Source organism: Streptomyces sp. WELS2 (assembly GCF_013870595.1).
Taxonomy (GTDB): Bacteria; Actinomycetota; Actinomycetes; order Streptomycetales; family Streptomycetaceae; genus Streptomyces.
This window is the reverse complement of the sequence record NZ_JACBWZ010000107.1, coordinates 1-12,854: the sequence shown is the minus strand read 5'-3', so window position 1 is coordinate 12,854 and position 12,854 is coordinate 1. Positions and strand designations below refer to the sequence as shown.

General features: G+C 72.2%; 8 protein-coding genes and 2 pseudogenes. 3 read left to right on the top strand and 7 right to left on the bottom strand.

What is annotated here, in order from left to right; genetic code table 11:
- The 3 genes and pseudogenes from H5J33_RS09755 to H5J33_RS09745 all read right to left on the bottom strand — a co-directional run.
- Nucleotides 1-1,422, bottom strand: a 1,422-nt coding sequence (locus H5J33_RS09755) for a DoxX family membrane protein (RefSeq protein WP_399552797.1), incomplete at its 3' end; no start/stop codon positions are given.
- Nucleotides 1,339-2,737, bottom strand: a pseudogene (locus H5J33_RS09750) (ATP-dependent helicase); the annotation flags it as partial. The pseudogene H5J33_RS09750 and the gene H5J33_RS09755, both read right to left, overlap by 84 nt.
- A gap of 299 nt (nucleotides 2,738-3,036) precedes the next feature.
- Nucleotides 3,037-3,423, bottom strand: coding sequence for an MGMT family protein (locus H5J33_RS09745; RefSeq protein WP_181794483.1), 387 nt, complete (start codon nucleotides 3,421-3,423; stop codon nucleotides 3,037-3,039).
- A gap of 587 nt (nucleotides 3,424-4,010) precedes the next feature.
- On the opposite strand from H5J33_RS09745, the gene H5J33_RS09740 reads away from it, so the two are divergent.
- From H5J33_RS09740 to H5J33_RS09730, 3 genes are all read left to right on the top strand, one after another.
- On the top strand, nucleotides 4,011-6,536 hold the full coding sequence (locus H5J33_RS09740; RefSeq protein ID WP_258564983.1) for a flippase-like domain-containing protein: 2,526 nt from the start codon (nucleotides 4,011-4,013) through the stop codon (nucleotides 6,534-6,536).
- A 71-nt stretch (nucleotides 6,537-6,607) separates the two neighbouring features.
- Complete coding sequence (locus H5J33_RS09735) at nucleotides 6,608-8,152, top strand: alpha/beta hydrolase (RefSeq protein ID WP_181794482.1); 1,545 nt, start codon at nucleotides 6,608-6,610, stop codon at nucleotides 8,150-8,152.
- Nucleotides 8,153-8,286: 134 nt separating this feature from the next.
- Nucleotides 8,287-9,846, top strand: coding sequence for an alpha/beta hydrolase (locus H5J33_RS09730; RefSeq protein WP_181794481.1), 1,560 nt, complete (start codon nucleotides 8,287-8,289; stop codon nucleotides 9,844-9,846).
- Nucleotides 9,847-9,903: 57 nt separating this feature from the next.
- Here H5J33_RS09730 and H5J33_RS09725 read toward each other — a convergent pair whose 3' ends face one another.
- From H5J33_RS09725 to H5J33_RS09710, 4 genes and pseudogenes are all read right to left on the bottom strand, one after another.
- Nucleotides 9,904-10,278 carry a transcriptional regulator gene (locus tag H5J33_RS09725; protein ID WP_181794480.1) on the bottom strand — a complete coding sequence of 125 codons (375 nt, stop codon included), beginning with the start codon at nucleotides 10,276-10,278 and terminating at the stop codon, nucleotides 9,904-9,906.
- Complete coding sequence (locus H5J33_RS09720; protein WP_258564982.1) at nucleotides 10,275-10,859, bottom strand: hypothetical protein; 585 nt, start codon at nucleotides 10,857-10,859, stop codon at nucleotides 10,275-10,277. Before H5J33_RS09720 ends, H5J33_RS09725 begins: the two co-directional genes overlap by 4 nt.
- Before the next feature lie 509 nt (nucleotides 10,860-11,368).
- On the bottom strand, nucleotides 11,369-12,547 hold the full coding sequence (gene moeZ / locus H5J33_RS09715; protein WP_181794479.1) for an adenylyltransferase/sulfurtransferase MoeZ: 1,179 nt from the start codon (nucleotides 12,545-12,547) through the stop codon (nucleotides 11,369-11,371).
- A gap of 158 nt (nucleotides 12,548-12,705) precedes the next feature.
- Nucleotides 12,706-12,854 (bottom strand): annotated as a pseudogene (locus tag H5J33_RS09710) (reductase); the annotation flags it as partial.

The window sequence follows — 12,854 nt, the reverse complement described above, 5'->3', positions numbered from 1 at the left end:
CTCCTGCGGGAGCGGGGAGCCGGGCAGGTGGTTGCGGGGGGCCTCGCCGGGGCCGGGGACGACCACGCGCCCGGAGTCGCGGACCGCGCCGCCCAGCAGGGAGCCGATCAGCAGGGTGAGGCCGACGGTGACGGCCGTGATCAGCGCGCCCCGGCGCAGCACGTAGCGGCGCAGCTCCCAGATGTCCGAGCGCGGGCCGAGCCGCCGCCAGGCGCCGCCCGCGAGCCGGCCGTCCACGGAGTACACGGGGGCGCCGGCGATGATCAGCGGGGACCAGGCGGCCAGGTAGATGATGTCCGGGGCGTCGTAGGCCGGGACCGTCTTCCAGCTGACGGTGACGATCAGGGCGGCCGAGAGCAGCGCGCCGACGACCGCGGCCACGCGCTGCCAGCAGCCCAGGATGGTCAGGACGCCGACGACGACCTGGAGGAAGGCGATCACCAGGCCGGAGCCGACCGGGTGCTGGAGGGCGAACTGGCGCAGCGGCTCGGCCACATCCCACGGGTGCAGGGTGTTGAGCCACTTCACCATGGAGCCGCGCTCGCCGCCGTCGAAGTAGACGGGGTCGCACAGCTTGCCCATGCCGGCGTAGATGGAGATGAAGCCCAGGAAGATCCGCAGCGGGAGCAGGACCACGCCGAGGTTCATCCGGCGGCCGGGGTAGTAGGCGTGCCGGGACGGGTCGTCACCCTGGCGGCGGGAGGGGCGCGGGTCGTCGGCGTCCTCGTCGTGGCCGGGGTCCGCCGGGTACGTCTCGTACGGCCCGGTGCCGTCCCCGGGGCCGTCCGGGGGGTCGTAGGCGCCGGTGACCGTGCGCATGTGCGGCAGCAGACGGGTGGCGCCGGCGGCGTCGGGGGCGGTGCGCTGGTGGCCCACGACCGGGGTCTCGACGGTCTGGTCGAGCTCGGCGTAGGTGTCGGCGTAGCCGGTCTGGACGCGCGGGATGACCTGGGTGGCGCCGGCCTCGGGCTCGTCGATCCGCTGCCGCCGCCCGCGTGAGCAGCTCGTCGGAGGGCGGCGGCAGCGGATTCCCGGCGGCACGCTCCTCCTCGCGCAGGGCCCGGCCCAGACGGCGCAGATCGGCCGCGTCCATGCCGCCGAGCGGGGAGGTGAGCAGGGTGAGGGCGGTCTCGGTGTCGAGCCAGGGGGCGTCCGGGGCCGGTTCGGCGGCGTCGGTGCTCTGCTCGCCGGTGCGTCCGGCCGCCGATGTGCTTGCGGTGGCCTCCGCCTCCTCGACGCGCCCGGTGTCCCCGGGACGTCCGGTTTCCTGGGCGAAGGGCGCGCTCCCGTCCGTACGCCCGCCCGTCTCAGGGCCACCGGACGGCCGCTCCGTCCGCTGCCGCGCCTCCGCCGTGGCGACCGCGCGCAGGGCCGTGAGCAGCGGCGCCACCGCCGGCTCGTGCCGCAGCGGCAGATCGTCACCGTCGATGTCCACGGGGACACCGGCCGCGGTGAGGGCGCGGCGGAGGCTCGGCAGGCTGCGGGAACCGGCACGTACCAGGACGGCCATGTCGCTCCAGGGGACGCCGTCCTCCAGGTGCGCGCGGCGCAGGATGTCCGCGATGTTGTCCAGTTCGGCGCCGGCGGTCGGGTACGTGTGGACCTCGACCCGGCCGCCCTCCCGTACGGGGGCCGGGTCACGGTGGGCGCGGACCTTGTCCGCGGGCAGCCGGGTCAGCGGCATGCGCCGGGTGATCAGGCGGGTCGCGGCCAGCAGGGCGGCGCCCGAGCGGCGGGAGGTGCGCAGCACCTCGACGGGGGCGGGACGGCCGTCCGCGCGCGGGAAGGCGGCCGGGAAGTCGAGGATGCCGTTCACGTCGGCGCCCCGGAAGGCGTAGATCGACTGGTCGGGGTCGCCGAACGCGACCAGGGTGCGTCCCTGGCCGGCCAGGGCGCGCAGAAGGCGGACCTGGGCGGGGTCGGTGTCCTGGTACTCGTCGACGTACACGGCGTCGTACTGGGCCGCGAGCCGGGCGGCGGTCTCCGGGCGGCGGGCGAGCAGGACCGCGCGGTGGACCAGTTCCGCGTAGTCGATCACGCCCTGGAGGTCCAGGGCGTCGAGGTACTCGGCGAGGAACGCGGCGGCGGCCCGCCAGTCGGGGCGGCCGATGCGGCCCGCGAAGGCGTCCAGGGCCTGCGGGCCGAGTCCCAGCTCGCGGGTGCGGGCGAGGACGGCGCGGACCTCGTCGGCGAAGCCCCGCGTGGTCAGGCAGGCGCGCAGCTCGTCCGGCCAGCGCACATGGGTCAGGCCGAGCCGCTCCAGTTCGGGCTGGCCGGCGAGCAGCTCGCGGACGGTGACGTCCTGCTCGGGGCCGGACAGCAGGCGCAGCGGCGTGGTGAACCGGTCGCTGTCCTGGTGGGCGCGGACCAGGGCGTAGCAGTAGGAGTGGAACGTGGTCGCCCTGGGCGCGCGCGCGGCGCCCATGCGCAGGGCCATGCGGTCGCGCAGGTCGGCGGCGGCCTTGCGGCTGAACGTGAGCACCAGGATCCGCGCGGGATCGCCGCCCCGGGCGATCCGGGCGGCCACGGACTCCACGAGGGTGGTGGTCTTGCCGGTGCCGGGGCCGGCCAGGACGAGCAGCGGGCCGCCGGGGTGGTCAACCACGGCGCGCTGCGCCGCGTCCAGACGAGGGGGGTCCGCGACGGGCGGCGGGGTACGGACCAGTCGGTAGGCGCCACGCCCTCCCTGTCGCACCGAGGGGTGCGACAGGCGCCTGGTGGACGAAGAGGAGCTCACGTGATCGGCCGGTCCTGGTGGTTGTGCTGGCGGGCGGGCGGTCACGCGCGCGAGGCGGTGACCGCGGGGTGAGGGGGACACGTGCCGCCGACGCTACGCCGCCGTTCCGGGCGGAAGCAGAGCTTCCGGTTCGTCCCGTCGGGCGCTCGGGCCATCCGGCCGGGTGCTCGGGTCACCCCGCCGGACGCTCGGTCCACGCGTATCCCACCCCTCACGAACGTACGGCATGCCACAGACGTCCCCGATGTCACCCGAACGGGCCACGGGTCTGCCCTGGCGGCATCCGATGGCGGAAGCTGTCAGGTGTGACCCTCCGCGTCCGCACCGCCATCCCAGCGGGCCCGTCGCATGTCGAGCCGCGGCAGATGACCCTGCGCGGTCCTGCCCGAGTGCTTCAGCGGGGTGCCCTCCGCGCGGTAGTGCGCCAGCGCGCTCAGCTCGTGTCCGGGCAGCAGCACGCCGTCGGAGCGTACGACCCGCCACCACGGCACGGCGCCCCCGTAGAGGGCCATCACCCGGCCGACCTGGCGTGGGCCGCCCTCCTCCAGCCACTCGGCGACGTCGCCGTAGGTCATGACCCGGCCCGGCGGAATCCGCTCGGCGACCTCCAGGACCCGCTCGGCGTACTCGGGCAGCGCGTCCGGGTACCCGGCGGGGGCGTCTTCGGAAGGGCTCTGCTCGCTCATCCACCCCATCCTGCCGCACCGCTCGGGGCTCTCGGCGGGGTGCGGGGCGAACGGCGCCCTCGCCCCCGGGCGGCGCTTCGGGCAGACTGTGCGCCCGCGCATCCGCACCCTGATGCCCCGCTGTGTCGGTGGGGCATGCCACCATCGTGCGGGCGGTGACTGGTGATACGAGACCAAGAAGAGACCATGAACGAGCAGGGCGCGCACCCCGACAGAGCGGCGAGCACCCCTGACGCCTCCGCGCACCCGGCCCCCCCGAGAACGACGGCGCGCGTCAGGGCGACAGCGCGGCCGAGGACACCGGTCCGTCCGGAAACGACGACGCGCGTGAGGACGGAAACGCGCCCCAGGCCGACGGCACGCCCGACGACACCTCGGGCGAGGACGACGGCACGCGCGCGCGTAAGGACGCGTCCGCGACCGGCGAGAAGTCCCTCACACGCGCGCGCGAGGGCGGCTCGGCCCCCGAGAAGGCGCCCGGCACGGAGAAGACGCCTCCGGACCCGTACGACGACGACCCGCACGCCGAGCGGGTGGCGGTCGACGAACCGCTGCTCCCCGCGCGCGTGCACCGCCCCTCCGACCTCATGCGGCTCCTCGTGGGCGTCCTGGCCATCGTGGTGCTCCTCGCGATCGCCGCGTTCGCGCACGGCACCACCTCGGGCTTCGAACAGGACATCAACAAGGGCACCGGACAGGCCCCGGACCTGCTGATCAAGATCGCGGGCCTGGTGTCCAGCATCGCGATCCTGCTCGTGCCGGTCGCCTTCGCCATCGAACGGCTGATCAAACGGGACGGCCTGCGCATCGCCGACGGCGTCCTGGCCGCCGTCCTGGCCCACGGGGTGACACTCGCCACCGATCTGTGGGTCGCCCAGGCCGCCCCGGACTCCATCCAGGAGGCGCTCACCCAGCCCTCCCCGGGCGACATCCACGCCCTGACCGACCCGGTGCACGGCTATCTGGCGCCCGTGATCGCCTATATGTCGGCCGTCGGCATGTCCCGCAGACCCAGGTGGCGCGCGGTGCTGTGGATCGTGCTGCTGCTCGACGCGTTCTCGATGCTGGTCACGGGCTACACGACCCCCTTCTCGATCATCCTCACGGTGCTGATCGGCTGGTCCGTCGCCTACGGCACCCTCTACGCCGTCGGCTCCCCCAACGTCCGCCCCACCGGCCAGACCCTGATGGCGGGCCTCAGGCACGTCGGCTTCCACCCCGTCAGCGCCTCCCGGGAGGACACCTCGGAGTCCGAGAGCGGCGACCGGGGCCGGCGCTATTTCGTCACCCTGGAGGACGGCCCGCCGCTGGACGTCACGGTCGTCGACCGGGAACAGCAGGCACAGGGCTTCTTCTACCGCGCGTGGCGCAATCTGACCCTGCGCGGCTTCGCCACCCGCTCGAGCCTCCAGTCGCTGCGCCAGGCGCTGGAGCAGGAGGCGCTGCTGGCGTACGCGGCGATCGCGGCCGGTGCCAACGCGCCGAAGCTGATCGCCACCTCCGAACTCGGCCCCGACGCGGTGATGCTCGTCTACGAGCACACCGGGGGCCGCACCCTGGACTCGCTGGCCGACGAGGAGATCACCGACGAGCTGCTGCGCAACACCTGGCACCAGGTACGGGCGCTGCAGTCCCGGCGCATCGCGCACCGCAGGCTGGCCGGTGACGCGATTCTGGTGGATCGTTCCGGCAGGGTGATCCTCACCGAGCTGCGCGGCGGCGAGATCGCGGCCGGGGAACTGCTGCTGCGCATGGACGTCGCCCAGCTGGTCACCACGCTCGGCCTGCGGGTCGGCGCCGAGCGCGCCGTGGCCTCGGCGGTCGGTGTGCTCGGACCGGACGCGGTCGCCGACTGCCTGCCGATGCTCCAGCCGATCGCGCTGACGCGCTCCACGCGCGCGACCCTGCGCCGACTGGCCCGGGAGCGGGCCCAGCGCGAGCGCGAGGCGGTGCTCGAAGCCTCCCGCCAGGCCAAGCTGGCCCGTCTGGAAGAGGCGTCCGAGACGGCCGGGACAGGTGCCGGAAAGCCCGACAAGAAGGCCGTACGCGCCGAGCAGCGCGCGGAGAAGCGCGCCATCGACGAGGCCCTGGAGGAAGCCCGCGAGGAGGATCTGCTCACCCAGATCCGGCACCAGGTGCTGCGGATCAGGCCCCAGGCGCCCGTGGAACCGGCGCGTCTGGAGCGGGTCCGGCCGCGCACGCTGATCAGCTTCATCGCCGGCGCGATCGGCGCGTACTACCTGCTGACGCAGCTGACCCACATCGAGTTCGGCACGCTGTTCGCGCGGGCCCAGTGGGGCTGGGTGGCCGCCGCGGTGCTGTTCTCCGCGCTCAGCTACGTCGCCGCGGCGATGGCGCTGCTGGGGTTCGTACCGGAGCGGGTGCCGTTCCCGCGGACCGTGGCGGCGCAGGTCGCCGGATCCTTCGTGAAGATCGTGGCACCGGCCGCGGTCGGCGGGGTGGCCCTCAACACGCGCTTCCTCCAGCGCGCCGGCGTACGCCCGGGGCTCGCGGTGGCGAGTGTCGGCGCCTCGCAGCTGTTCGGGCTCGGCTGCCACATCCTGATGCTGCTGTCCTTCGGTTATCTGACCGGCACCGAGAAGACGCCGTCGCTGTCGCCGTCCCGTACGGTCATCGCGGGCCTGCTGACCGTGGCCGTCCTGGTCCTCGTGGTCACCTCGGTGCCGTTCCTGCGGAAATTCGTCGTCACGCGCGTGAGGTCGCTGTTCGCCGGTGTCGTACCGCGCATGCTCGACGTGCTCCAGCGGCCCCAGAAGCTCGTCACCGGCATCGGCGGCATGCTGCTGCTGACCGCCTGCTTCGTGATGTGCCTGGACGCCTCCATCCGGGCCTTCGGCGACGGCTCGGTGTCGCTGAGCATCGCCAGCGTCGCCGTCGTCTTCCTCGCCGGCAACGCGCTCGGTTCCGCGGCCCCGACCCCCGGTGGCGTCGGCGCGGTCGAGGCCACCCTGACCGTCGGTCTGATCGCCGTGGGCCTGCCCAAGGAGGTCGCGGCCCCGGCCGTCCTGCTGTTCCGGCTGCTGACCCTGTGGCTGCCGGTGCTGCCGGGCTGGCTGGCCTTCAACCACCTCACCCGCAAGGGAGCTCTCTGAGCACGCGGTGATGTAGCCCGGACGGCCCGCGCCCCGCGCGAGCCGGCGTGCGCACGCTCACGATGGGGAGCATGGCGAACCCCTCCCGGCTGCGCGCCACCGCGCTGACCACCTCCGCTGTGCTGCTCTTCGCCGCGCTGACCGGCTGCGGCGGTGACTCCGAGGACGGGGATCTCACCCATCAGCGGCTCGACTGGAAGGACTGCCCGGCCCCGTCCGAGGCGGAGGGCGGCGGCAGCGCGCCCACGCCGCTGCCCAACGGCACCGAGTGGCAGTGCGCCACCATGAAGGCGCCGCTGGACTGGGCCAGGCCCGAGGGCGACACGATCGGCATCGCCCTGATCCGCGCCCGGGCCGACGGTCCCGCGGACCGACGGATCGGCTCGCTGGTGTTCAACTTCGGCGGCCCGGGCGGCAGTGGCGTCACCACGCTGCCCGCGTTCGGCCCGGACTACGCCGCCCTGGGCACCCGCTACGACCTGGTCAGCTTCGACCCGCGCGGGGTCGGCCGCAGCGCGCCGGTGAAGTGCGAGAGCGACGCCCAGCTGGACGAGTTCTTCCAGCAGGACGCCACCCCCGACGACAGCGCCGAACGCGCCGGGCTGCTGCGGCGCACCCGGCAGTTCAACGCCGCCTGCGAGAAGAACTCCCGTAAGGTCCTGCCGCATGTGCGCACCACCGACGCGGCCCGCGACATGGATCTGATGCGCCAGGTCCTCGGCGACCGCAAACTGCACTACTTCGGCATCTCCTACGGCACCGAACTCGGCGGCGTCTACGCCCACCTGTTCCCCGGGAACGTCGGCCGGGCCGTCTTCGACGCCGTCGTGGACCCCACCCAGGACGCCGAACAGGGCGCGCTCGGCCAGGCGAAGGGCTTCCAGCTCGCCCTGGACAACTTCGCGAAGGACTGCACCTCCAAGACCACGGAATGCCCGATCGGCGACACTCCGCAGGAGGTGAAGGAGCGCATCGCGAAACTGCTCGCCGACCTGGACAAGAAGCCCATCCCGGGTATCTCCCCGCGCGAGCTGACCCAGACCGCCGCCACCAACGGCATCGCGCAGTCCCTGTACTCGAAGGACTTCTGGGAGTACCTGACCGAGGGACTGGCGGAGGCCTACGACGGTGACGGCAAGATCCTCATGCTGCTGTCCGACTCGATGAACGGCCGCAGCGAGAACGGGGAGTACAGCAATCTGACCGCGGCGAACGCCGCCATCAACTGCTCCGACGACAAGGCGCGGTACACCGTGGACTACATCCAGCGGCGGCTCCCCCGGTTCCGCGCCGCGTCCGAGCTGTTCGGGGACTACCTGGCCTGGGGCATGATCAGCTGTACGGACTGGGCGGTGCCCGGCGCCGCCGACCATCCCGACGTGAGCGCGCCGGGGTCGGCGCCCATCCTCGTCGTCGGCAACACCGGCGACCCGGCCACCCCGTACGAGGGCGCGAAGAAGATGGTGAACGCGCTCGGCAAGGGCGTCGGCGTCGAGCTGACGTACAAGGGCCAGGGGCACGGGGCTTACGACAGCAAGAACAAGTGCGTGCAGCGCGCGGTGAACGGCTACCTGCTGGACGGAAAGGTGCCCAAGCCCGGCCTGGTCTGTTCCTGACACCCCGGGCGCAAGCGGAAAACCGCAGGTCACAGGGTTATCCACAGGTCGTCACGCAGCGAGCCGAAGACGCCTACCATGACTTGGACGACCGGCGCGGCACGACGCGGCGGGCCAGTTGCGGGGGGGTACGCATGACGCGATTTCCATGGTGGACGGCCGCGGTGGCGGCAGGGCTGCTGCTGGCCGGCTGCGGCGGCTCGTCCGGCGGGGACGGAAAGGGCGACGCGGGCAGGGCGTCCGGCTCCGCTCCCCCGTCGGCGCCGGGTTCCCCCACCGCGCCGTCCGCCACGGCCCTTCCCGCCTCGCTCACCTCCCAGCGGCTCGACTGGCACCGGTGCGAGGCCACCGGTGACTCCCCCGCGCCGGGAGGCACCTGGCGGTGCGCGACGCTCAAGGTGCCACTGGACTGGTCCGACCCGGGCGGCAAGACCATCGGGGTCTCCCTCATCCGCTCCCGGGCGACCGGAGGCGACCGCATCGGCTCGCTGTTGTTCAACTTCGGCGGCCCCGGCGGCTCGGGCGTGTCGACGATGCCGTACTTCGCCCCCGCCATCTCCGAACTCCGCGAGCGCTACGACCTGGTGAGCTGGGACCCGCGCGGCGTGGGCGCGAGCGAGGGCGTGCGCTGCCGCGACGACCGGGCGACACAGGCCGCCGAGACCGTGGACGCCACACCGGACACCCCGGCCGAGGAGCAGGCGTACTTCCGGGATGCCGCCGACTTCGGCAAGGGCTGCCAGAAGGCCGCCGGCCCGCTGCTGGCCCATGTGTCCACCACCGACACGGCGCGCGACATGGACCTGATGCGCCAGGTCCTCGGCGACGACAGACTGCACTACTTCGGCATCTCCTACGGCACCGAACTCGGCGGCGTCTACGCCCACCTGTTCCCCGAGCGGGTCGGCCGGCTGGTGCTGGACGCGGTGGTCGACCCGGCCGCGGACATGGTCGGCCACGCCGAGAACCAGGCCCGTGGCTTCCAGCGGGCCCTGGACGACTACCTCGAGTCCACCGGCCAGGACCCGGTTCAGGGTTCGCGGGAGATAGCCGGCCTGCTGAGGCGGCTGGACGCCGAGCCACTGCCCGCCTCGTCCGGGCGGAAACTCACCCAGACCCTCGCGACCACCGGGATCATCCTCCCGCTCTACAGCGAGCCGAGCTGGCCCAGACTGACCAGCGCGCTCAAGTCGGCACGGCGGGGCGACGGTTCCGAACTGCTGGCGCTCGCCGACGAGTACAACGAGCGGGACGCCTCCGGGCATTACGGCACCACGTCCCAGTCCCAGCGGGTCATCTCGTGCCTGGACGACAGGCAACGTCCGACTCCCGCCGAGACGAAACGCCGACTGGCCCGCTTCGAGCGGATCTCCCCGGTGTTCGGGGCCTACCTCGGCTGGGACACCGCTGGCTGGTGCCATGACTGGCCGGTGCCGGGCCAGTACGACACCCCGGAGGTCAGCGCGCCGGGCGCGGCCCCGATCCTCCTGGTCGGCAACACCGGCGACCCGGCCACCCCCTACGAGGGCACCCGCAGCATGGCCGGCGAACTGGGCCGCGGAGTGGGCATCCAGCTCACCTGGAAAGGAGAGGGCCACGGAGCGTACGCCGGCGGCAGCGCCTGCGTCGACGCGACGGTGAACGCGTACCTGTTGAAGGGAAAGGTGCCGGAGGACGGCAAGGTCTGCTCATGACGTCATGCCGAACCGCGGGCCGCGGGCCAGGGCCGTACTCGACTCCTGAAACGGTGATCAGGTGTCGGGTGTGCGGGATACGGAGCGGGGAGCCTCCAGGCGTCGCACGAGTGCACGCAGGGCCCGCAGTTCGGCGTCCAGGGCCTGCGCACCCTCACGGGTGAGGGTGACCCATGTGCGGGGGCGCCGGCCGACGTAGCCCTTCTCCACGGTGATCATTCCGGACTCCTCCAGCACCTTCAGGTGCCGGGAGAGATTCCCGTCGGTGACGGCCAGTTGCTCCTTCAGGAAGCCGAACTCGACCCGGTGGGCTTCGCGGGCGACGGTGAGGACGCCGAGCCGCACGCGCTGGTGGACGGTGTCGTCCAGCGCCTGAGTGGGATGCGGTTCCTTTTGGTCGTACTGCGCAGCGGTCGAGTCTCCGACGCTCATGAGACGACCGTACCCGCGACTGCGACACCGGGCGCGTCCCGGCGGCGGACCGCTGCCCGCTCGCACAGACCGGCGAGGAGCAGGACGGCAGCGAGCAGAAGGGCCTTGGCCTGCGGTCCGTCGGCCCAGCCGGGGTGGGAGGGGTGCTGCCAGGGAAGCCATCCGCTGCCCCAGGAGGCTCCCAGGTACCCCGTGAGCAGCAGGGCGTGAGCGGCACCGGCCGTCATGGCGATCCAACTGCGTTCGGCAATGCCGAGGGCGATCAGTCCGATGCCGACCAGGTACCACGGGGAGGCGTAGCTGTTCTCCAGCAGCACGGCCTCCCACGGCTGGTCCTTGCCGAACAGCAACACCACCAGAGCTGTCGTGATCACCGTGGTGGCCGCGGCGATCACGCGGACCCACATGCCACGCCGGGGGACGACGCCCCGGGCCTCACCGCGCAGGCGGTACCAGCGGGCGAAGGCGAACCACGCGAGGGGGAGCAGCGCGAACCACACACCCCATGCCACGAAGCGCAGGAACGCCCCGTCGAACTCGCCCTTCAGGCAGGGGGTTCCCGGTTCATGGACGACGCACAAGCCGGTCAGCTCGGCGTAGGCAAAGGTCGGATAGGACCCGACGTAGCGCCCGTGGGCTCCGAAGTTGAAGGCGTACCGGGCAACCGGAACCGCCGCCAGCGCAAGGAGTCCGAAGCCGAGGAGGAGAGTCCATGCTCCGTTGGTCTGCGTGCGGGTCCTCGCCCGGAGACCTTCCGTCGCGGCCAGCAAGGCGGCCGCGTGGCCCCTCGGTTCCGATCCCGCGCTGCTCGGTGCGGATGTTCCCATCTCTCCCCCTTGTGGCCTGCGCTTCGGCAGCGATCGTGAGCGGACCACCGGATGGGCGCCCGCCCGGGAGTCAACTTTGCATCACAAAGTAGATGGCGATCAAGAGCGGGCCGCGCGCCGGCCACGCGGCGCGTGCCTCCCCGGGCCGTCTCCGTGCCGTCCGGGCCCGGCCCACGCCGGCCGGGAACGGCAGAAGCCCACGGCTCCGAGCGGACTCGGAGCCGTGGGCTTCCTCGGTCTCGCCGGTCGGCGAGAGCCGTGAATCAGTAGACCGGCTTGTGCGGTTCGATCTGGTTGACCCAGCCGATGACGCCGCCGCCGACGTGGACCGCGTCGGCGAAGCCGGCGGACTTCAGGACCGCGAGGACTTCCGCACTGCGGACACCCGTCTTGCAGTTCAAGACGATCTTCTTGTCCTGCGGGAGGTTCTCCAGGGCTGTCCCCATGAGGAACTCGTTCTTCGGGATCAGCGTGGCGCCCGGGATGGAGACGATCTCGAACTCGTTCGGCTCGCGGACGTCGATGATCTGGATGTTCTCGCCGTCGTCGATCCACTCCTTGAGCTGCTTGGGAGTGATCGTGGAGTCGATCGCCGCCGCCTGGGCCTCCTCGGAGACGACGCCGCAGAAGGCCTCGTAGTCGATGAGCTCGGTGACGGTCGGGTTCTCGCCGCAGACCGCGCAGTTGGGGTCCTTGCGGACCTTGACCTGGCGGTACTGCATCTCCAGGGCGTCGTAGATCATCAGGCGGCCGACCAGCGGGTCACCGATGCCGGCGAGGAGCTTGATCGCCTCGTTGACCTGGATGGAGCCGACGGACGCGCACAGCACGCCCAGCACGCCGCCCTCGGCGCAGGAGGGAACCATGCCGGGGGGCGGCGGCTCCGGGTACAGGCAGCGGTAGCAGGGGCCGTGCTCGGACCAGAAGACGGACGCCTGGCCGTCGAAGCGGTAGATCGAGCCCCATACGTACGGCTTGTTCAGCAGCACACACGCGTCGTTGACCAGGTAGCGGGTCGCGAAGTTGTCGGTGCCGTCGATGATCAGGTCGTACTGGCTGAAGATGTCCATCACGTTGTCGGCTTCGAGCCGCTCCTCGTGAAGGACCACGTTCACGTACGGGTTGATGCCCTTGACGGTGTCACGGGCCGACTCGGCCTTGGAGCGGCCGATGTCCGACTGGCTGTGGATGATCTGGCGCTGCAGGTTCGACTCGTCGACCTCGTCGAACTCCACGATGCCGAGGGTGCCCACGCCCGCGGCGGCCAGGTACATCAGCGCCGGCGAGCCCAGGCCGCCGGCGCCCACGCAGAGCACCTTGGCGTTCTTCAGCCGCTTCTGCCCGTCCATGCCCACATCAGGGATGATCAGGTGGCGGGAGTACCTGCGAACCTCGTCTACGGTGAGCTCGGAAGCCGGCTCGACCAGGGGTGGCAGCGACACGGGGACTCCGTTGGTCGGTCAATCACTACAGTTGTTCTCCTCGTAACACTGCCACGCCCTTCTTCATTCCGAGACACCCGTTCCGAGGCGCGAGACGGATGCGTCCCAGCAGCCGGGCACCGTCCGCCGGGGGCCGGTGCGCCCGGACGCCGGCGGGATCAGATGCGGCAGGCCGCTTCCATCCAGATGTCGGCCAGGGACTCCTCGAGGTTGATGCGGGGCCGCCAGCCGAGGCGGTCGCGGGCGGTGCGCACGTCGGCCTGCTGCCAGCTGCCGCAGCCGTCCGGGTAGGGGTAGGCCACCGGGG